The organism is Nocardioides psychrotolerans, assembly GCF_943371775.1.
Taxonomy (GTDB): Bacteria; Actinomycetota; Actinomycetes; order Propionibacteriales; family Nocardioidaceae; genus Nocardioides; species Nocardioides psychrotolerans_A.
In genome coordinates, this window is sequence record NZ_CALRWD010000031.1 from 24,810 (window position 1) to 45,224 (window position 20,415).

General features: G+C 70.7%; 13 protein-coding genes. 1 reads left to right on the plus strand and 12 read right to left on the minus strand.

Going from position 1 to position 20,415, the window contains the following annotated elements:
- Positions 1 to 2 precede the first annotated feature (2 nt).
- The 3 genes from AAG827_RS10805 to AAG827_RS10815 all read right to left on the minus strand — a co-directional run bounded on the left by AAG827_RS10805 (position 3) and on the right by AAG827_RS10815 (position 2,229).
- On the minus strand, positions 3 to 1,031 hold the full coding sequence (locus AAG827_RS10805; RefSeq protein ID WP_341925963.1) for a DUF4192 domain-containing protein: 1,029 nt from the start codon (positions 1,029 to 1,031) through the stop codon (positions 3 to 5).
- Between the two features lie 16 nt (positions 1,032 to 1,047).
- Positions 1,048 to 1,446: a hypothetical protein gene (locus AAG827_RS10810; protein ID WP_341925965.1), complete on the minus strand. Its 399-nt coding sequence runs from the start codon at positions 1,444 to 1,446 to the stop codon at positions 1,048 to 1,050.
- Between the two features lie 411 nt (positions 1,447 to 1,857).
- On the minus strand, positions 1,858 to 2,229 hold the full coding sequence (locus AAG827_RS10815; RefSeq protein WP_341925966.1) for a hypothetical protein: 372 nt from the start codon (positions 2,227 to 2,229) through the stop codon (positions 1,858 to 1,860).
- Positions 2,230 to 2,540: 311 nt separating this feature from the next.
- Here AAG827_RS10815 and mobF point away from each other — a divergent pair, with 311 nt between their 5' ends.
- Entirely contained in the window at positions 2,541 to 8,450 is a 5,910-nt protein-coding gene (mobF, locus tag AAG827_RS10820) for a MobF family relaxase (protein ID WP_341925967.1), read from the plus strand.
- Between the two features lie 332 nt (positions 8,451 to 8,782).
- On the opposite strand, the gene AAG827_RS10825 is transcribed toward mobF, so the two are convergent.
- The 9 genes from AAG827_RS10825 to AAG827_RS10865 all read right to left on the minus strand — a co-directional run.
- Positions 8,783 to 9,067 carry a hypothetical protein gene (locus AAG827_RS10825; RefSeq protein ID WP_341925968.1) on the minus strand — a complete coding sequence of 95 codons (285 nt, stop codon included), beginning with the start codon at positions 9,065 to 9,067 and terminating at the stop codon, positions 8,783 to 8,785.
- Positions 9,068 to 9,561: 494 nt separating this feature from the next.
- A complete protein-coding gene (locus AAG827_RS10830) occupies positions 9,562 to 10,263 on the minus strand; it encodes a hypothetical protein (protein ID WP_056886535.1) in 702 nt (233 codons plus the stop codon).
- Positions 10,260 to 11,738 carry a TraM recognition domain-containing protein gene (locus tag AAG827_RS10835; protein ID WP_341925969.1) on the minus strand — a complete coding sequence of 493 codons (1,479 nt, stop codon included), beginning with the start codon at positions 11,736 to 11,738 and terminating at the stop codon, positions 10,260 to 10,262. Before AAG827_RS10835 ends, AAG827_RS10830 begins: the two co-directional genes overlap by 4 nt.
- Positions 11,735 to 12,016: a hypothetical protein gene (locus AAG827_RS10840; protein ID WP_341925971.1), complete on the minus strand. Its 282-nt coding sequence runs from the start codon at positions 12,014 to 12,016 to the stop codon at positions 11,735 to 11,737. Before AAG827_RS10840 ends, AAG827_RS10835 begins: the two co-directional genes overlap by 4 nt.
- Positions 12,013 to 12,615, minus strand: a complete 603-nt coding sequence (locus AAG827_RS10845) for a hypothetical protein (RefSeq protein ID WP_341925972.1) — start codon at positions 12,613 to 12,615, stop codon at positions 12,013 to 12,015. The genes AAG827_RS10840 and AAG827_RS10845 overlap by 4 nt, the downstream gene beginning before the upstream one ends.
- Positions 12,616 to 12,692: 77 nt before the next feature.
- Complete coding sequence (locus AAG827_RS10850; protein ID WP_341925973.1) at positions 12,693 to 15,839, minus strand: peptidoglycan DD-metalloendopeptidase family protein; 3,147 nt, start codon at positions 15,837 to 15,839, stop codon at positions 12,693 to 12,695.
- A gap of 28 nt (positions 15,840 to 15,867) precedes the next feature.
- Positions 15,868 to 17,403, minus strand: coding sequence for an ATP-binding protein (locus tag AAG827_RS10855; protein WP_341925975.1), 1,536 nt, complete (start codon positions 17,401 to 17,403; stop codon positions 15,868 to 15,870).
- Complete coding sequence (locus AAG827_RS10860; protein ID WP_341925976.1) at positions 17,403 to 18,908, minus strand: SCO6880 family protein; 1,506 nt, start codon at positions 18,906 to 18,908, stop codon at positions 17,403 to 17,405. Before AAG827_RS10860 ends, AAG827_RS10855 begins: the two co-directional genes overlap by 1 nt.
- Positions 18,909 to 18,982: 74 nt before the next feature.
- On the minus strand, positions 18,983 to 20,415 hold a 1,433-nt coding region (locus AAG827_RS10865; RefSeq protein ID WP_341925978.1), incomplete at its 5' end, for a type IV secretion system protein.

The following is a 20,415-nucleotide window of genomic DNA, read 5'->3' on the forward strand; positions in this document are numbered from 1 at the left end:
CCTCAGCGGTCCGGGGCGGGACGGTCGGTCATGGGCCGCGTGCGTGGGAGGTTTCCCTGCTGTTCGGGACGCTTGGGCATGAAGGACTCATCAAGCTCGCCGGCGAGTTGGCGCATCTCGGATTGGTATCGATCCCATTCGCGCGGGTGGATGCCGTTCTGCACGGCGGAGGCGACGATGGCGGCCATGGAGTAGGGCCGGTCCGAGGGCACCTGGTCGAGAGCGCACCAGGCCTTGGCACCGTCGCCATGTAGCCAGCTCGCGAAGCCGAGCATGGAGGCCGGCGCCGCGCGGACTTCGTCGGGGGCCCGGCGGGTGAGGTCGTTCCAAATCGCCATGTGCGAGGCGTGGTTCAGATTGGTCATGTTCTCCCAGAGCTCGTCGCGGGTGGCGATCGTCTCCAAGGCAACGAGCATCCGTGCCCCGTCGGCGTCGGAGAACCGGTTGCCGTCGGCGTGGAACTGCTCGAGACGGTCCAGGGCCCAGTCCCGCTCCGCGGCCGGCGTGCTGGCGGCGGCCGCCGCTCGAGCTGTCGGGATCACCTGGGCGATCGGCTCACGGTTGCCGACCATGGAGGCGGCCAGGGACGCGCGGCTGGAAGCCGGCTGGGCGGCGCCGGAGAGCACGGTCGCGGCCGCTACCCGCTCGGCGGTCGCCTGGGTCTGGAGCCCGGTGGCGCCGGCGTTGAACTCCCGCCACCGCTGCCCGTCGGTCCACAGCCGGATGGGGGTGGTGATGCCCACAGTCTCGAGTCGGCTGGACAGGTGCTGGCTGGCCAGCTCTGCGCTGCGGCGGTCATCGGTGAAGCAGAGGATGCCCAGCCGATCGCCGGAGCGGGCGTGGCGGCCGTAGGGGCCGCTGATGGCATCCCAGATTTCCTCACGGTCGGCAGCGCTCGAGGGGAGGTCGACGCGCGTGATCGGGAGCCCGGGACCGAAAGGGACCAGGACGATCGACTCCTCAGGCTTGAAGCCGAGGACGTGCGGTACTGCGGCGAGCAGCTCGTCCGGGGACTGTACGACGAGATCCATCAGAACCTCCGCGCGGTCAGCTGGCCTGGGCCAAGCGGGCGGCCCGCTCGACGCGCGCGGACACGTACATGAGCGAGACGCCGACCTCGCCGAAACGGATGTCGACAACCACGACGTCCTCGACGTCCTCGGTGCGCCTCTTGTAGGTCTCCTTGTCCGGCCAGCTCTTGGTGCGCTCGAGGCCGTGGACGAAGATCGAGTCGCAGGACCCGAAGCCGTCGTGCAGCTGGGTGCGGGCGAGCCGAAGATCCTGACGTCGTGGGTAGTGGGCTCGTCGTTGACCCACTCCCCCTCGCCGCTCGGCACGCGCCGGTTGACCGGGACCCCGGCAGGTGACGAACGACTCACCCTTGAGCGTGTGGAACAGTTCGGGAGCCTCAGCCAGGTTGCCTGCGAGAGTGACAGTGATGGACATGACTTCCTCCTAAGTGACTGCGAGACATTCCGAATCGGTCCCGCAATCACCTAGGTCCCATGGGGGTCCGGCAGCGATCACTCCAAGAGAACTTGTTTCGCTCAGCCTCGAGCGCGGGAGCTGCTCAACGAGGCCGGACGGCAGGCACTACTGCGCCGAGACCAGCCCTGCTTGTTCTTGGTCGCGCTCGACGCCACGACGTGCTCTCACCTGCCCCGCGAACCCAGGCGGACTGTGGCTGCGGTGCCCGAGCGCCGTGCCCTCGCGATCGGTCAAACGTTGCGCCTTACCGCGTAAGCGAACCGTAGACAACGATCGCCCGCACTGGCGCGGACCAGAACCCACCATGGTCACAGCCGTCAGGGCGCGCCGGCTCCGACGATCGCGGCCACCACCACCGCCAGGCCGGCGTCATCCAGCCGACGAACCGGCGTCCGCTCCCCCGCTCTCGGCCGTCGCGCCGGTCCCCGCTTCAACGATCGCGCCGCCTTCCGGGCCCCTGAGCCGCCGCAACCGCGTCGCCTCCCGCACTGTGATCGTCTCGCCGCACCACTCCACGGCCTCGCCCACGGACAGCCCCTCGACCTCGGTCAACTCCCGCAGAGCCTCCCCGGCGCGCTTCTCGGTCTCGGCCACCGCTGCGTCCCGCTGGCCGATCGCGATCAAGACCCGTTCGGCCAGGTCTATGACCCGTCGCTCCCGCTCCTTATGCTCGCGCCGCCTCTTGCCGGCCATCTCACGCGCCGTACGCCGGGCCTGCTGCTTGATCGTCTGCTGGCTCATCGGTCCTCACTCCCAGTCGAATGGACTCTGACAATCACCTATGACAGATCCGGGTCGCCGGGCGATCACCACCGTCCTAGAAACCTTCCGAACCCACCAGCCTCGACGCCAGCCAGCCCGTCCACCGCAACGAGTACGAGGACGACTCCCCAGGCGTCACCGACGCCCCTCCGCGTTCTCCCGAATTTTCGCGACCTTTCAAGTGCCACACACCTCTTGCATTCTCGGTTCGCCGATTAGAAAGAACACAACAGAAATCTGGCCGGAAGTGATCGCACAGCACGCCCGCGCGCACGTAGGTGACCGTGACGATGAGCCTCCACAAGCTGACGGCGGGGTCGGGGTACGACTACCTGACCCGCCAGGTCGCAGCGATGGACGCCACGGACAAGGGCCACACCGGGCTGGCGAGCTACTACACCGAGAAGGGCGAGACTCCCGGCGTATGGGTCGGCTCCGGCATGGAGGAACTCGAAGGGCTCGACGCCGGCGACGTCGTCACCGCCGACCACATGCAGAGCCTGTTCGGCTCCGGTCACCACCCGCTGGCCACCCAGCGGACCAAGGACCTGGACCTGCGCATCGGCCGCGATGGTGTCGACCGGCCGACCGACGCGGACTACAAGACGGCCCGCCAGCTCGGCACGCCGTACAAGGTCTACGAGAATGACATCAGCCCGTTCCGGGTCGAGGTCGCCAAGCGCATCGCGGCCCTCAACGAGGCCGCCGGCCTGCCGGGTGACTGGCCGGTCCCCGCGGCCGACCGGGCCAAGGTCCGCACCGAGGTCGGCACCGAGTTCTTCCGTGCTGAGCACGGCCGCGAACCCGCCGACGCACGCGAGCTGGCCGCCGCGATCGCCAAGCACTCCCGACCGAAGACCAACGCGGTGGCCGGCTACGACCTGACCTTCTCCCCGGTCAAGAGCGTCTCCGTGCTCTGGGCGATCGCCGACCCGAAGATCGCCGCGGTGATCGAGCGGGCCCACCAGGCGGCGATCAAGGACGCGCTGGGCTTTATCGAATCCAAGGCACTGTTCACCCGCCGGGGCACCAACGGCGTCCGCCAGGTTGACGTCCGTGGCCTGGTCGCCACGGCGTTCACCCACCGCGACTCCCGCGCGGGAGACCCTGACTTGCATACGCACGTCGCCGTGGCGAACAAGGTCCAGACGCTCGACGGCAAGTGGCTGGCCATCGATGGCCGGCCGCTGCACAAGGCGGTGGTCTCGGCCTCGGAGACCTACAACACCGCGCTCGAGCGGCACCTGGTCGACGCCCTCGGCGTGCGGTTCGAGGAGCGGCCGAACAAGGACGCCCGCAAGCGGCCGGTGCGCGAGATCGTCGGCGTCGACCCCGAGCTGAACCGCCGCTTCTCCAAGCGCCGCGCCAGCGTCGAGGACCGCCGCAAGGTCCTCGCGGCCGCGTTCCAGGCCACCCACGGCCGCCCGCCGACGCCGGTGGAGACCATCCAGCTGTCCCAGCAGGCGACGCTGGAGACCCGCGAGGCCAAGCACGAGCCGCGCTCGCTGTCCGAGCAGCGCGAGACCTGGAGCCGTGAGGCCATCGAGGTGCTGGGCACCCCTCAGCGGGTCAAGCAGATGGTCCACGGCGCACTGAACCCGAAGGGCGCAGCGCGGTCGCTGGCCGACTCGGCCTGGTTCGCCAAGACGACCGACCGGATCGTGGCGACGATGGAGGGAGCTCGGAGCACCTGGCAGTTCTGGCACGTCTACGCCGAGGCCCAGAGGCAGGTCCGGGGCGCCAACGTGCCCACCAACCAGGTCCCCAACGTCGTCGACCTGCTCGTCAGCGAGGTCCTCGACGGCCACTCGGTGAGCATGGCCCGCCCCTGGGCCGCCATCAGCGAACCGATCGAGCTGCGGCGCGCGGACGGGGCCTCGGTCTACACCCAGAGCGGCGCCGAGCTGTTCACCTCGGGCAAGGTACTCGCCGCCGAGCAGCGCCTGGTCGAGGTCGCCGGCCGGCACGACGGGTACGCCGTCACAACCGACTCGGTCGACCTGGCGCTGCTCGAGTCGACCGCCAACGGCATCACCCTCAACGCCGGACAGGGCACGCTGGTCCGCGAGATGGCCACCTCCGGCGCCCGGCTACAGCTGGCGATCGCGCCCGCCGGATCCGGCAAGACCACCGCGATGCGAGCCCTGGCCAGCGCCTGGGCTGATGGCGGCGGCACCATCATCGGCCTGGCTCCCTCAGCAGCGGCCGCGGACGCCCTGCGCTCCCAAATCGACACCCAGACCGACACCCTGGCCAAGCTGACCCACTCGCTCGAGCAGGCCCGCGAGTCCGGCGCCGCGATGCCCGCCTGGGTCGCCAGCATCGACTCCTCCACCCTCGTGGTCATCGACGAGGCCGGGATGGCCGACACCCTCTCGCTGGACGCGGCGGTCACTTACATCCTCGAGCGCGGCGGCAACGTCCGACTGATCGGCGACGACCAGCAGCTCTCCGCGATCGGCGCCGGCGGCGTGCTGCGCGACATCCGCGCCACCCACGGAGCACTGCAGCTGACCGAGCTCGTCCGGTTCAAGGACCCCGCCGAGGGCGCCGCCTCGCTCGCGCTGCGCGAAGGCAAGCCCGAGTCGCTCGGCTTCTACCTCGACCGCGACCGCGTCCACGTAGGCGACCTAGCCACCATGACCGAGGACGTCTTCGCGGCCTGGCAGGCCGACCATGCCGCCGGCCTGGACTCGATCATGCTCGCCCCCACCCGCGACCTGGTCAGCGAGCTGAACCAGCAGGCCCGCGCCCACCGGCTCGAAGGAATCGACCCGGCCGACGTCGCCGCCAGCGGCCCAGTCCGCCGGCTCGCCGACGGCAACGAGGCCTCGATCGGCGAACTCATCATCACCCGCGAGAACGACCGTCGCCTGCGTACTTCGGCCACCGACTGGGTGAAGAACGGCGACCGCTGGAACGTGCTGGAGATCCACGACGGCGGCGACCTGACCGTCCAGCACACCCAGCACGGCCGCACCGTGCGGCTGCCCGCTGACTACGTCGCCCGATCCTCCGAGCTCGGCTACGCGTGCACCGTGCACACCGCCCAGGGCGTCACCTCCGACACGATGCACGGCCTGGCCACCGGCAGCGAGTCGCGCCAGCAGCTCTACACGATGATGACCCGCGGCGCGCACGCGAATCACGTCTACCTCGAGGTCGTCGGCGACGGCGACCCGCACTCGGTGATCCACCCGACGCTGGTCCGGCCGCTCACGCCGACCGACATCCTCGAGTCGATGCTGGCGCGCGACACCACGCAGCGGTCCGCGACCAGCCTGCTGCGCGAGCAGGCCGATCCGGCCACCCGGCTCGGCGAGGCCGCACAGCGCTACCTCGACAGCCTCTACGTCGCCGCGGAGAACCTCCTGCGCCATGACCACGTCGGCCAGGACGCCAACGGCGCCCCGATCAACGTGGTCAACGCCCTGGACAACGCGGTCGAAACGCTCGTCCCCGGGCTCTCGGAGGAGGCCGCCTGGCCAACCTTGCGTGCCCATCTGCTGCTGCTCGGCGCGGCCGGCGAGAACCCCGTCGACGCGCTCCGGGCGGCCGCCGGCGACCGGGAGCTAGAGACCGCGCACGACCGCGCCGCGGTCCTCGACTGGCGCCTGGACGCCTCCGGCCTGCGCAACGCCGGCGCAGGGCCGCTGCCGTGGTTGCCCGCGGTCCCGGACCGCCTGGCTGAGGACCCGCACTGGGGCGCCTACCTCTCCCAGCGCGCTCACCTGGTCGAGCAGCTCGGCGACCAGGTCCGAACGCGGGCGACCGACCAGGCTGCATTGCCGGCGTGGGCACAGAACGGCCTCCGGCCCGAGGCGGCCACGGTCGCCAACGTCGAGGTCTGGCGGGCCGCCATGCAGGTCCCGGTCGACGACCGGCGACCGACCGGTGCACCGCAGCTGCAGAAGGCCTCCGCGACCTGGCAGCGACGGCTCAGCCGCGCCGTCACCGGCGACCACACGCCGGCGCTCAAGGAATGGCGCCAGCTGCTCTACTCGCTGGCCCCGCAGGTCCGCGACGACGAGTTCACCCCGCTGCTCGCCGAGCGGCTGGCCGCGATGTCCCGCGCGGGCGTCACCGCCCACGAGCTGCTGCGCACCGCCACTGCGGCCGATCACCCGGCCGGGCCGCTGCCCGATGAGCACGCCGCGGCGGCCGTGTGGTGGCGCATGGCCCGTCAGCTCACCCCGGCCGTTGCCTCCCAGATCGGCGACGGTTCCCACGGTGAGGGCGTCACCACCGAGTGGACTCCGCGGCTCGCGGATCTGTTCGGTCCCGAGCGCGCAGCGAGCATCCAGGCCAGCACCTGGTGGCCCGCGCTCGTCGCGAACGTGGACCACGGCGTGCAGCGCGGCTGGCAGGTCGAGGCTCTGCTGGGTGCCGGGCGGGCGATGCCGAGCGACGGCTGGGAGGGCGTCGACGAGTGCCAGGCGCTGGTCTGGCGGACCTCGATCGCGCTGGAGACCGCTCCCGACGAGTACGCGCACGAGTACCACTTCGACGAGCCGCCCGCAGACCTGTGGGACGGGATCGAGCCGGACCCGGCGACGCTCGTCGACCACGCCACCGACCCCGACTGGGGTGACTGGCCGCTCGCCGAGGACCCCGGCCCGTACGACGAGCCCGCGGCCGACGAGCACGTGGTCGACGCCGTCGCTGGCGACTTGGTCGACGTCGACGAGGACCAGTTCGTCGAGCCCGACCTGACGCTGGCCGCCTACATCCGCGACCTCGGCGGCAGCCGACTGGAGCCCACCGACGCCGACCTCCGGCTCATGGACCAGCGGGCCGACGAGTGGCACTCCTCCCCCGTCTCGCGTGAGCGCATGCTCGAGATCAACGACATGGCACAGGCCTTCTTCGAGGCCGGGTTCACCGACTCGTGGGGCCGCGACTACCTCACCGGACGGTTCGGCATCGACCCCGCCGGCGACGAGCGGTTCCGTCCCGGTCAGGCGCCAGCCGGGTGGACCAACCTGGTCGACCATCTGCGCGGCCACGGTGTCAGCGACGCCGAGATGGTGGCCACCGGCGTCGCCACCGAGGCCAGCACCGGTCGCCTCATCGACCGGTTCCGCGACCGGGTGATGTTCCCGGTGATCCACCAGGGCGAAGTGCTCGGTTTCGTCGGCCGCCGCCGGCCCGGCCTCACCGACGCCGACAAGGGCGGCCCTAAGTACCTCAACACAGCCGACACCCCGCTGTTCCACAAGGGCGCCCAGCTATTCGGTGTCGTCGACGAACTGCTCGCCGAGGGTGCGGTCCCAGTGATCGTCGAGGGCCCGACGGACGCCATAGCGGTCACGCTGGCCAGCGCCGGCCTCTACCTCGGCGTGGCGCCGCTCGGCACGTCGCTGACCGATGAGCAGGCCGCCCAGCTGGCTGCCGTCGGCCGCGACCCGATCGTGGCCACCGACGCCGACCTCGCTGGCCAGGTCGCGGCCGAGCGGGACTTCTGGATGCTCACCCCGCACGGCCTCGACCCCGGCTTCGCGCGGTTCCCCGAGGGCCTCGACCCCGCCGACCTGCTCGCCCAGCGTGGGCCCGCCGCGCTCACTGCCGCGGTGGCCAACGGCCAGCCCGCCTTCCGCTCGCTCGGTGACCAATTGCTCACCGAGCGGCTGGACAACCTCGCCCCGGAGCAGGCACATCTGGCCGCCATGCGGGTCATCTCGGCACGTCCCAGCCGCGCCTGGGAGCCGGGCGTCAACCAGGTCCGGGCCCGGCTGCAGCTCTCCCAGTTGCAGGCACGACGCGACCTGCGCGACGCGATCAAGACCTGGGATGCCGATCCGCGGAAGGCGGCACTGGCCGAACTCCACAAGAGCAGCGAGGTTCGCGCACGGCTCTCGGCCGCGGCCGAGAAGACCCCCGCCGAGCGGTGGGCCACCTTGGCTCGCGACCTCGACCCGCGGCTGCTCGAGCAGGGCGACTGGCCGGCCACCGCCGCGATGCTGCAGCAGGCCCACGAGCAGGGTCACGACGTCGGCGCCGCCATGCGCGGCCTGGTCGCTGAGAAGCCCCTGGGCGACAGCCCTGCGCGTGACCTGCGCTACCGGATCGTGTCCCGCCTTGAGATCCCGATCGACACCGGCGAAGGCACCCCGGCGCCGACCCAGTCGCCTGGCGTGGCACGAGATCGGCAGGACGTGAACCGTCCGCGGCCGCCCCGCCGCGGTAACCCACGCCGCTGACCCGCTCCGGAAGCCCGCAAGCTGGTGTCACGGTAAGACCAGCTGCACAATCCTGTGGTCGCGGTGACAGCGGCCTCCGCAGCCGGTCTCGTCGATCAACGTCTTGGCCTCCAACGCACTATCAGCCGTCTGGTGCAGGGACACGGCTCCGTGCCGGTACCTGACAGGCCCAGAAGGTCTGCACGCCACCAACGCGATAGCTCCTTCGCCGGAGACCCACGGAGCGTCGTTCCAGATGCACTTCGCCATCGTCAGATAGGCCCTGTGCTTACGTGAGCAATTGTGCTGCCGCCAAACTGGTCCCAGATCGGTTGGAGTCACGATCGTCATCCTCACGCAGCGAAGAAGTCAGGGTCTACCCAGGCCGCGGCCGACCGAACGACTACGTCGGCTGCCAGCCGCTGAAGGGGCCAACGGTCGGCCCGGCTGCTACCAGAGGTGTTCGCCGCCGCGTTCGAGAAGTCACCCAAGGCGACGGCGCATGGCTGCGAGCCGCGCCTCCAGCTGACCGACCAGGCGAGCAGGACCTTTGCAAGCGCCACGACCAACAGAACGGCTCCGCCGAGGTAGGCGATAGCCACGACGATGAGGAACGCTGAGGTCAGCTGATCCGGCATCAGTTCTACGCCTGGGAGGTCGAAGGGGCGAGAACGCTCAGAATGGCTCTCCCACAACGAAGCGGTGTGTGACTACCCGCTGGCAGGGGTTTCCGTTCTCTCAGCGGCGTTCTAACGCCGTCTTGAGCCCGTCGTGCCCACTTCATCGCGATGCAGTGGGCGCGAGCTCCACGTCTGGGGTCGACCCCGGCGGCGGGCCTGCGCGGTCCTCTGCCGCTCGACCGCGGGCGGCTGTCGCAGGCTCCTCGAGGTCCTCGGTCGCCTCGACCAGCTGACGCTGCTCCCCTGTGCTCGATACGCCGTAGCGGCGTTCGGCCATCGCCTCGACCTGTGCAACGGCGTTCCACACGTACTCACCCGAGCCGTGGGAGTAGCAGGCGTTGACGTGTTCGCGGGCGTGGCCGAGCTCCTTTTTGCTTGAGCGCGGGTGCTCGCCGAGAGCCTTGAGGGCGCGCTGGGCTCGGCCGATGGCTCGGAGCGTTCGTTCACCTGCATCATTCGCGGGGTCCCTTCTCGGTGCGGGTGCGCGGCTGAGCGCCGCCCCGCTCGTCGTCGTGGATTTCGCCGGTGTCGAGGTCGACAAGGCCGAGCCGCGGTGGACCGGCCGGGGGTTGTTCGTGTGCCCGCCGGTTGACGGGCAGAGCGTCGATGTCGTGGGCGAACGTGTTCTCGCGGCGCTGGCGGCTGGTGTCGGCCAGGTGCTCACTGTGGCGCGGCTTGGCCGGCCAGCTCTTGTGCTCGTCGTCGCAGTGGGTGCGCAGCCTGTTGCGCATGCGGTCCGTGAACGCCGGCAGGGAGTAGCGGTGCCACTCCTCGAGCGCGTCGCTGGTCATCGCCAGGCCGGCCCGCCGGCGCTGGTCGGCCAGGACGGCGATCTCGTGGACCAGGTGCGGGTGCAGAGGCCAGCAGCTGGGGATGAGCCCGGAGACGTCCCAGGTGTACTCGCGGTTGAGCCAGATCACGACGTCCTCGAGCCACTCCCACAGGTCGTGACGCAGCTCGGGGTCCAGGCAGGTCGCCGGCTCCCAGGGCCGCGACAGCAGCGCGTGGTGACCGAGGGCCTTCTTCTCCTCCTCGGTGCCGTTGATGGCGATGTGGAGCTCGCGGTAGGCGAGCCGGACGTGGTCCCCGGGGACGGGGAACGGGAAGACCATCAGCGTGGGTGCCGCCCGGCCGGTCTGTTGCTCGGTGGTCACAGTTCACTCCGCGCGTGGTCGGTCTCGTCGTCGACGAAGCCGAGACGGCGTGCCTCGACGAGCGCGGCGGTGGCCCGGGCCTCGGGGGTGATGACCATGCGCCGGTCGTTGGTGAGGCGCTCGCGCAGCGCCCGCTGGTCGGCCAGCAGTCGTTCGCCGGCCTTGCCTTCGACGCAGCGGTGCAACTTGGCGATGATCGGCTTGCCGTTCTCGGCGACGACCAGAGCTTGGCGTTCGGGCAGTTGCCGGACTTCCTCGGGCCGCATGATCGGGATGTCGTCGCCGGAGAAGCTCCGGCCGCCGCCGTTGAACCCGCCTGAGGAATGGGTGACCCGGCCGATGCGGACGGTTCCGAGGAGGTCGGAGATCTCCTGGTTGAAGGCGACGTCCTTGGAGCCGCCGAACATCACCAGGGCGTTGGTGAGGCCGAGCAGTGCTCGTGCCTCGTGCTCGCCGAAGATGCTGGTCAGCTGGGGCCGAGTCTGGGCGGCCCAGATGAACGACAGCCCCTGGGCGCGTTCGTTGGCCATCCGGGTGCGCAGCGTGGGCAGCGGTGCGGTCGAGGGCAGCTCATCGAGCACCGAGACCAGGGGCGGGCACAGGCGGCCTCCCCACGAGGAGCTGTTGGCCAGCAGCAGGCCGGTGTCCAAGACGTGCTCGGCGACGGCGGTCATCAGCGGGCTCGCCGAGGCGTAGGGGTCTTCGCGGCCGAGCAGGTAGATGGTGCCGCGGCGCCGGATGACGTCGGCCAGGTCGGTGGCTGGCCGTCCGGGGCTGGGAATGCAGCGTCGTCGGATGTCGGCCTGGAAGAACAGCGAGACCGACTGCTGAACCGTGGTGATGGTGTTTCCGGCGGTGCGGTCGTCACCGTTCAGCGCCCCGTGCAGGAGGCCGTGCCAAAACGGCTCGGCGTGCGGGTGCCGCCGCAGGATCTCCATCGGCTGGGTGGCTGCCGTGGGGTTGGCGACCCACTGCAGCACGTCCTCGAGCGTCCTACCGGTCAGCGCCGCGGCGTGGAAGTAGCCCTGCAGCACCTTCGCGGACTCGGCGGCGTAGAACCGCGCAGCATCGTCGCCGGTGCCGCCGTTGATCGCGCCCTTGACGGTGCCGGCGGTGAAAGCCTTGGCGCGCCGCTCGGCGACCTTCGGGTCCATGCAGCCGGCGATCGGGTCCCAGATCAGCTCGTCGATGACGCCCTCGGCCAGGCCGAAGGGGTCCAGCACCACGCAGGGCCGGTCGTCGCGGGAGCGCTCGGTGAGGCTAAGCAGGAGGTCCTCGACCTTCGTCAGTGTCACCAGGGCGGCACCCGGCGCGCCGAGCAGCGCAGGGGTGAGCAGGTCGAGGGTCTTTCCGGATCCCTGCGGGCCGATTACGCCGGCGGTGCGGTCCCACGGCACCCACAGCTCGCCGCCTCGCGGCTCGTGGGCATCACCGATGCGCCAGCCCACGTCCCAGGGGTCGAACCTCAGCTTCATCGCGCCACCTCGGGAACGGTTTCCCCGCACGGGGCGAGGCATCGACGGCAGATCACCGCACTGCCGCGGCGTTCTTCTGCTCGGCGACCGAGGAGCAGGAAAGAGGCGTCGGACAGCAGGGCGCGCGCCTCGCAGAGGAGTTCCACCTGGCCGGCAGCCACGTAGTGGCGCTCGACGAGGACCGGCCGGTGTCCGCGGCGGCGACAGCTGCTGCCGCCCAGGCGGCGGCCGCGAGTTCGAAGTGTCGGGTTGCCGTGCAGTGGGGTCTCGTTGCTCATCGGTCTTCCTTCGTTCGCCGGCCGTGCAGGAGCCACGGGCTGAGGCCGTGGCCCAGATGCGGGCCGGGTTGTTCGGTGAGGTCGCCGGCGGTGCGCTGGACCGGTGCCGGTGTCGCGGCGGCGTGCTTGCCGTAGAGGTCCGGGCGGACGATGCCGGCGACCTTGCGGAGCCGGGTGACGCCGAGCAGCTTCTCGGCCTCGGCTGCGGTCGCCATGCCGCGCATGCGGCCCGGGCCCCAGCGCTGGTAGGCCCACGCGCCGAGCCAGATGGTCGCGGTGAGCAGCGCGATCTCGACCAGGGCGAGGCTGACCCAGACCAGGCCGCTACCGGCCAGACCGTCGGGAGTGGGGCTCGGCAGCCCGGCGTCGGCGTGTCCGCCGAGGACGCCAGGAAGGCTGGTCCAGAAGGCGGTGCCGATGGGTGAGGGAAACGGGCCGGCGTTGGCGTCGGGCCAGGTCCATCCGGCGCCGGTGAGCAGATTGGCGACTGATCGGCCGAGCTGGATGCCGATGACAATGACGAACAGGGTCGCCAAGGCCACCGCTACGGGGATCTCCCAGGTCCACGGGTAGGGGTCTCGTCGTCGCTCACGCTGCATCGGTCTCGCCACCTCCAGGCGGTCGTGGGTCGTTGGGCCTCGCTGGTCACCTATGTGCCGTCAGGGCTCCGGTGCGATCACACGGCGCGGCTCGGGCGTGATGCGTTCTCTGCGAGCCAGGCCGAGGGATCGACGTTGTCGGGGCCGTAGATGGAGCCGTTCTTGAGGTGGACCTCGAAGTGGAGGTGGCAGCCGGAGACGTTGCCCTCCCTGCCGACCTGGCCGATCGGCTCGCCGGCTGCGACGGTCTGGCCGCGGCTGACGCTGACGGTCGCCATGTGGGCGTACCACGTTGTCAGGGACCCGGCGCCGGTGGTGACCTTGAGCAGCTGCGGCCCAGCCCAGGAACGCTGGGTGGTGTCGATCTCGATGGTGCCGGCGTGGGCGGCGTAGACGGTGGTTCCGCAGGGTGCGGAGAAGTCGGTGCCGGTGTGCCACTTGGACCAGTACGCGCCGGTCTCGTGCCAGTTGTGGTTGTCGGTTCCGACGTACTGCGCGGGCACCGGATAGACGACCTCGTCGCAGGAGGCGCCCTCGAGGCCGACCGGCTGGACGGAGGCGCCGGGCTTGACGTTGATGTGGATATGGTCGAGGTGGTTCTCGGTAGCGCTCCCCCGGTCCTCCATCGGCCGCCAGCCCTCGCCGGCGCGGGCGACCGACCAGATCCGCTGGTACCAGATGATGTAGTCGATGCCGAGCTTCTGGGCATTGGCCTTGGCGTAGGCGGCGAGACGGTCGCCCTGCGCGCGGCCCGCCGCGTTGAGCGGCACCATGAAATCGGCCGCGAGCCCGGCCGGGTGGCCGTTGGGGTCGGTGGCGCTCTCGCGGTAGCCGCCGACGGTCTTGATGTCGAACATGGGGCCGAGGATGTTGACCAGTTGGGTCAGCTGCGGCTTGACCGGGCCGAGGTTGTACTTGGCCTCCGCTGTTCCGGAGTCGACTGCGCACCCGGCGCTGCTGCCGGCGGTGGTGGCGGTCACCAGCGGGTGGTCGGCGATCTTGCTGGCCTGGGTGCTGGTGTCGACCTCGGCGCCGGCCCAGGTGAGGTTCGCGCCGTAGACGTGGTCGATCGGCGCGTCCTGCTTGGGCTTCTTGCAGGGCTCGGCAGAGCCGCCAAAGGCGTTGTTCAGCTCAGGGGTCAGTGCGCAGTGCGAGGCGTTGCTGCCGTCCTTGCCGTCGTTGAAGTCGCCCAGGATCACCGCAGGGGTGCCGGTGCCGGCGAGCTCGGTCATCGTGGCCAGCTGGCGACGCAGCGCCTCCTGGCGGTGCCCGGCGGCGTTTCCTTGAGTGTTGGCCGGGTTGTGGATGCTCCAGACCCAGATCACCTGCCCGGTGGTCGTCGAGGTCAGCTGCACCAGGGGCATGCCGACGTCCTTGCCGCCGAAGTACGGGATGTCGACGAGGCGGCCGTCGGTCTGCTCCCACTCGTTGCGGTCCCAGATCACCCGGTTCTGTGCCGTCCCGCTGGCCGGGTACATCCCCCACTTGGCCGCGTACTGGTTCTCCAGCGCCTGGGCCTGCGGGACATGCACCTCCTGGAGGCCGGTGATCGTGACGCCGGCGTTCTCGATCGTGCGCATGGCGCCGGGCAGTCGCTTGTTCCAGATGTCGTACCCGGGCCGCTCCCCAGGCTTGTCGGTGTGGCCGGCGCCGAGCAGGTTGAGGGTGCCGACGGTGATGGGGTTGACGGTCTCGCCCTGGCAGTTGGCGACGTTCGTGGTGGAGCCGTCGTCGGGCAGGTCCGGCAGGTCGCCGCCGAGCAGATCGGTGATGTCGCCGGCGACGTCCTCCCACTGGGCGTAGGCGTCGGGGTAGCCCGAGCGCTGTACTGCCTGCGCGGCCTGGGTGAGCGACATGTTCTGCCAGCCGGGGATGTCGAGGAGCCCGGGGTTGCCGGTGTGCTGGGCCCGGCCGAAAAACGCGCGGGCCGCGAGGACGGCGTTGGTGATCTCGGCCCGGCTTCCCCAGCCGGCCGAGGGGCGCTGCTGGAACCGGCCGCCGGAGTCGCGGTCACCTCCGGTGAGGTTGACCAGCCTGGACTCCTGGATCGCGGCGGCGATCGCGATCTGCAGCCCGTAGCGGAGAATCTCGAAATCGCGGGCGACCTGGGCGATGGTGATCGCGTTGCGGGCCTGCTCGTCGGTCATGGTCGGGTAGTTGGACGCGAATCGCAGCCGCATCAGCTGGGCGAGCACGTCGCCGGCCGGCGGCTCGGCGGACGTCCGGGCGGTGGTCGCCGCGGGCACGACCCCGTCAGTCGTGGTGGTGGTCTCGGGAGCGCTCTCCGGGCCGGCGCCGTTCATCGCGATGCGAGCCGAGAGCCAGTGGTGATCCGACACCATCGTGCCGTCCCAGCCCTGCTCGAGGCGGGCGCCCTGGTGGTGCGAGAAGAAGATGAAGTCGACGCCGTGGTTGTGCCATCCGTAGCCGGCCGCCTTCATCTTCGCGGCCGCCGTCCAGGGGATGTCGGTGTAGGAGGCCTGGGTGTTCATGTCGCCGCCGATCAGCACCGGACCGTGGGCGGCCAGCGAGTTGCGCAGCTGCAGCAGGATGTCCATTCCGGCGCCGTACTGCTGGGGCCGGGTCAGCGGCGGGTTGCCGTGCTGCTTCGGCCAACGGTGCGGGTTGGTCATGTGGTGGGTGGAGACCACCGAGACCACGGAGCCGTCCGCGCGGCGCAGCATCACCCATGTCGCGAAGCGATCCCACGTGACCGGACGCCCGTCGTAGAAGGTCTTGTCGTCGTCGACGAGCTGGACCCGGCCGCCGTTTACCTTCGTCCAGGTCGAGCTCTTCCAGAGCACGACGTTGCCCATGGCCTGCTCGGCGGCGGTGCCGGTGCCGGCCGGGGCTGCCACCCGGAAGGCTGAGTAGCCCGGCGTGGCGGCTTCGATCTGCTCCAGGCTCCAGCCGCTGGCCTCGTTGAGGGTGACGAACTCGGGGTTCTGGGACAGGACCTTGGGCATGGAGGCCCGGAACCCGTCGAGGCCGGAGCGGCGCGGGATGTTGGCCTGCGCCATGGTGATCTTGCCGTTGACCGGGCCGCCCACCGGGCCGTCGATGCCTCCGAGGTCACCGAGCTCGGTAGGTACGGAGCCTTGGCTGCTCCTGGTGCGGCACTCGGCGGCCGCGGTGGTCGTCATCACCACCATCAGCGTCACCAGGAACGGCAGTCCCATGAAGATGATCAGGACGGGCAGTCCCGCGAGCAGCAGCTTCTTCATGACAGGTCAGTCCCGAGGTCGCGCGCGCTCAGGCGGCGGACTCGATGGCCTCGTTGGTGTAGTAGAGCTTCTTCTCCAGCGGGTGGAGCACCGTCTGGACCTTGTAGGTGGCGTCGCCGATGCACCACAGGGCGCGGCCCTTGTCCTGCATGGCCCACCCGGAGACGAGGTCCTGGGCGATCGGGCCGAGCCCGAGCATGGAGTCGAGCTCGCGGGCGACACGGGGCTTCTGGGCACCGAGGATCTTGATGTCGGCCAGCTCGAGGAGGTCCTTGGCGATCATCGCGGCCTGGGAGTCGGCGTCGCCGACCGAGAGCAGATCGGAGGGCTTGTGGAGGTTGCAGAACTGGATGTCGCCGCCCTTGCCGGCCATGCCGCGTGAGAGCCGCAGGTCGGCGTCGAAGCTCGCCACTGCGGCGGTTCCGAGGCGCATCTGCTTCCAGACCTCGTCGCGCACCACGATGCGCAGGTCGCCTGGCTCGGCGATCTCCCGCAGACCACGCCCCCACGAGTTCATGCACAGCAGCGCGATGCCCACGGCCTCATCGCCCAGGCCGTCGAGCCGGGATAGGCTGAACGACTGGATCGGGGCCCGCCAGTCGACCTCGATGTTGGTGAAGTCGTCGAAGAGGCCGGCGAGGGTGCCGGTGACCAGCTCGCCGAGCGCGTTGCGCAGCAGCCGGGTCTCGTCGAGGAACTGGCGGGTGTTCGCGTATTCGCAGGCCCGGACGAGCTCCTCGGTGGGGTTGCGCAGCAGGTCCCACAGCCGCGGGATGGTCGTCTCCTGCAGGACGCTGTTGCCGGCGGCGTAGCCGGTGAGGATCGCCAGCGCGTTGCGCACGACGTCGCTCTCGTCGGGGCCGAACGGCACCCGGCGCTCGTCGTCGATCTTCATGCTGCCGACCAGGCCTCGGACCAGGACGAGCCACCGCTTGAAGATGATCGTGGCGCGGCGCTGCGCCTCCTCGGCCGAGAGCTCCTCCCACCCGTCGCCGAGCGGCCCCATGGACAGCGGGTTGACCCGGGCCCAGAAGCCGGGGGCGATGACGAAGGGTTCGACACCGAGCGCGCGGCACAGCGACTCGTACTCGTCCTTGACGTCGCCAGTCACCAGGGTGCGGTAGCCGAACGGCATCATCCGGGTGCAGAACGCCTTGGTGGTGCCGGACTTGCCACTTCCCGGCTTGGCGAACTGGAAGATGTTGGGGTTGGTCGCAGGTACGTCGTCGCGCAGCACCCAACCGAACGGGTCGCAGTAGAAGCTGCCGCCGGAGAGCTGGTCGACGCCCATCTGGGCGCCCGTCGGGGGCAGGGCGGGAGCGGAGACGAAGGGCCAGAACACCGGGGCCTGGTCGCTGGTCATCCGCCATGCCATCGCCGGGGCGGTGGCGGCGGCCCAGCCTCGGCCGCGGCGGGTGGCACCGCGGCGCGGCGCGTAGCGGAAGAGCCGGGGCTCCTTGGCCTCCGGGGCGAGCGTGGGGATCGTGGGCAGGTCGTGCCCGAAGTCGGAGAGCAGGGCAGCCATGTCGCGGCCGCCACGGCGGTTCCGGCGGGTGGTGGTCATCAGGCGTCTCCGCTCCGGGTCAGGCTCGTGCCGAGGGGGATGGTGGACGCGGCGAACCCGACGTCCTGGGCGAGGTCGAGGCGCAGCGGTGCGAACCCGGCGCGTCGGACCGAGGCGTCCAGGCGGCGGCCGAACTCGGTGATCCGCATCGACTTGGGGACGGTGACCGTGCACACGCCGTAGGGCCGGGTCAGCGAGTTGCCGCGGGCCAGCTTGGCGTCCAGGCCCCGGGCCTTGTGGGCTTCGTCGCGCTGCTTGGCGCGGGTCTTGCGGCCGAGCTTCTCGTTCATCCCCTCGGCCAGGTCGGCGGCCCACTCGGCGTTGCCGGACTGCCGGTCGGCCTTGGTCTGGGAAACGATCGGGTACGCGACGACGAACGATCGCCGCTCACCGAACTCGCTGGGGGTGAGGATCGGTGCCAGGGCACCCATCGCGACGCCGCGGGTCGGCAGCTTGATGGTGGCGCTGACCGAGTTCCAGGCGTCGTGGCTGTAGTGCCGCACCCTGGCGTCGGCACCCGAGGGGCCGGCCATCGCCCACGGGACGTCGGCGTTGACGCTCGGGTCCTTCTCCCGCAGCGAGAGGGCCTCGACGATGCCGGCGCGGTCGCCTGGGGCGAATCCGGTCCGGCAGGCCAGCGCGAGCTCGGGGCTGGTGAGCCAGCGCACCGTCGTCATCCCCATCGGGCCGCGCAGCTGGGCATCGATCTCGGCCATGAGCAGGTAGAGCTCGCGGCAGCGGCCCTCGAAGCCGCCCCCGGACTCTTTGGCCGACCTCGCGATCCGGGTCTCCGGGATCACGATCGTCACGAACTGCTCGGTGCGCACCGATGCCTGGGTGAGGCCGTGGGCCAGGTCGCTATTGACGACCTCCGACAGCTCCGGGGCGTTGGGGCGGCGGTGGCGGTTGACCCACAGGTCGCGCTCGGCGCCGTCCTCGGGGACGGTGCGCACCATGAAGAGGATCTCGTCGACCTTCTCTGTGCGACCGGCGACGTCGAGCAGCCCGGCCAGCGCCTCGCCGTAGCGGGCGCGCTCTTCGGTGTCCTTCATGCCGATGCCGGGGTGCACGATCGAGGCCGTGACCGCCCAGGTCTTCATGGCGTGGTCCTCCATGATCGCTACGCGCTGCAGCTGCGAGCCGTGCGGCGGGCCGTCGTGGATCTGGACGCCCTGGAGGACCCCGGGCAGGTCCGGGGTGTCGAGGTCGTCGCCGCGGCCCTGGGTGGCCTTGGCGCGGAACGAGGTCCAGCCGAACAGGCCGCCGACGGCGTACATCGTCGAGGCGAACACCCAGCCGGTGGCCGAGCGGCCGCGCACCGGGATCACGGTGATGGCCAGCAGGAACACCCAGACCAGGGCGAACAGAAACGCGGAGAACCACGCTCCGCGGCTGATTGCCCAGAACGCCGGCAGGCTGGCCAGCGTCAGGAACATCAGCTGGCCTCCGGAGAGGCCGAAAAACCAGCCGATGCGGTCGCGCTGGTAGTCGGCGTAGGTGGTCATCGTCGGCTTCCCTTCTGGTCAGTGAGGTCGGTGGGTGTCGATCGGCGCTCGAGGTGGGGCGGTCGCCGCATCGGTTACACCGCCACCGGTGGGATGCCGCCAGCTGCCGCGCCGGCGCCGCCGGCACCTCCTGCTGCTCCCCCGCCGCCGGCGGCCGGGGTCTTGGGAGCGGCGTCAGCTCCTCCGCCGCCCTGGCCGCCTGAACCGCCGCCGGGTCCGCCGCCGGTGGGCAGCGTCGGCGGGGTGGGTGGCGCAGGAGGCGTGGGCGGGGTCGGCATCGACGAGTCCTCGTCGCTCTGGTCGCCGTTCTGCGACCCGGGGTGGGTCCCGCCGCCCTGGCCGCCGGACTGGCCACCGGACTGCCGTCCACCCAGGCCGCTGAAGTCGGGGCCGTAGGTGCTCTGGCCGACACCGGCCTGGTTGGTCTCGTCCGACATCAGCGAGGTCGCCTTCGCGCCGGCGGAGTTGATCCAGCCCATGCCGGTCGACAGGGCCTGGCCGACCGGGCCGAAGCTGCCCAGGGCGCCCTGGGTCGACTTGCTGAACCGGTCGCCGGTCGAGGCTTCGGCGCTCTGCTCGCCCGAGGAGCGGCCGTTGGCGTCGGTGCTCGACGCAGCCGACGAGCCGCCACCCGCGCCGCCGCCGCTGAGCAGGCCCTGGAGGCCGCCCTGGATGGCCATGCCCTGGCGGAACGACGCGCCGCTGGGGGTGCCGGGGTCGACGAAGGCCAGGAGCTTGAACAGGGACAGCGGAGCGACGACGCTGATCAGGATCGTCATCACGGCCGGCAGCGCGGTGCCGAACGCCTTGGCGGTGTCCTCGGCCAGGTGGGCGGCGACTCCGTTGGCGAACTGCACGCCGATGCCCAGCACCATCACCATCAGCACCGGGGTGAACGCCGCGGCGTGGAACCAGCGCAGCGACTTCCAAAACCAGGAGCGGGTGAACTCCGAGACCAGGCCGGCGGCCGCGAGCGGCCCGGTGGCGGCGAGCACCAGCAGGGACGCCGCGCGTGCGAGGTAGACCAGGACGTGCCCGATGGCGGCCAGCCACAGGAAGATCCCGAGGAAGGCAAGAGCGGTGGCCACGCCGGCGTCGGTGATGTCGTCGATGCCGAGTCCGCCGAGCGGGTCCCAGTCGGGCCAGGTCTGCACCTTGAGCAGCGACTTCATCAGCGCCTTGGTCAGCGCCCCGCAGGCCGCGATGATCATGACGCAGTACCCGAACCAGCAGGCGCACACCAAGACGAACTGGCCGGACCCGATGAAGGCCCGGGCGACGCTCTTGCCCTCGCGCTTGAAGGCCGCGGCGCCGAGCTGGATCATCGCCAAGATGACCACCAGGGCCAGCGCCAGCCACAGGGTGAAGGCGTAGACGTCCTTGCCCGGGCCGTCGGCGCTCAGGTCCGGAGTCAAGAACAGCTCACTGAACGTGAGCACGATGCGCAGCACGAACAGGCCGGAGTTCCAGATCGCGAGCATGGCCGCGGTCCAGGCGTCGGCCGCGG

Excerpts from the sequence above, each read along its gene's own strand:
- AAG827_RS10860 (WP_341925976.1), bottom strand. The coding sequence starts at position 18,908 with ATGACCACCTACGCCGACTACCAGCGCGACCGCATCGGCTGGTTTTTC.
- AAG827_RS10825 (WP_341925968.1), bottom strand. The coding sequence starts at position 9,067 with ATGCCGGATCAGCTGACCTCAGCGTTCCTCATCGTCGTGGCTATCGCC.
- AAG827_RS10810 (WP_341925965.1), bottom strand. The coding sequence starts at position 1,446 with ATGTCCATCACTGTCACTCTCGCAGGCAACCTGGCTGAGGCTCCCGAA.
- AAG827_RS10805 (WP_341925963.1), bottom strand. The coding sequence starts at position 1,031 with ATGGATCTCGTCGTACAGTCCCCGGACGAGCTGCTCGCCGCAGTACCG.
- AAG827_RS10835 (WP_341925969.1), bottom strand. The coding sequence starts at position 11,738 with ATGAAGCTGAGGTTCGACCCCTGGGACGTGGGCTGGCGCATCGGTGAT.
- mobF (WP_341925967.1), top strand. The coding sequence starts at position 2,541 with ATGAGCCTCCACAAGCTGACGGCGGGGTCGGGGTACGACTACCTGACC.
- AAG827_RS10840 (WP_341925971.1), bottom strand. The coding sequence starts at position 12,016 with ATGAGCAACGAGACCCCACTGCACGGCAACCCGACACTTCGAACTCGC.
- AAG827_RS10815 (WP_341925966.1), bottom strand. The coding sequence starts at position 2,229 with ATGAGCCAGCAGACGATCAAGCAGCAGGCCCGGCGTACGGCGCGTGAG.
- AAG827_RS10850 (WP_341925973.1), bottom strand. The coding sequence starts at position 15,839 with ATGAAGAAGCTGCTGCTCGCGGGACTGCCCGTCCTGATCATCTTCATG.
- AAG827_RS10855 (WP_341925975.1), bottom strand. The coding sequence starts at position 17,403 with ATGACCACCACCCGCCGGAACCGCCGTGGCGGCCGCGACATGGCTGCC.
- AAG827_RS10845 (WP_341925972.1), bottom strand. The coding sequence starts at position 12,615 with ATGCAGCGTGAGCGACGACGAGACCCCTACCCGTGGACCTGGGAGATC.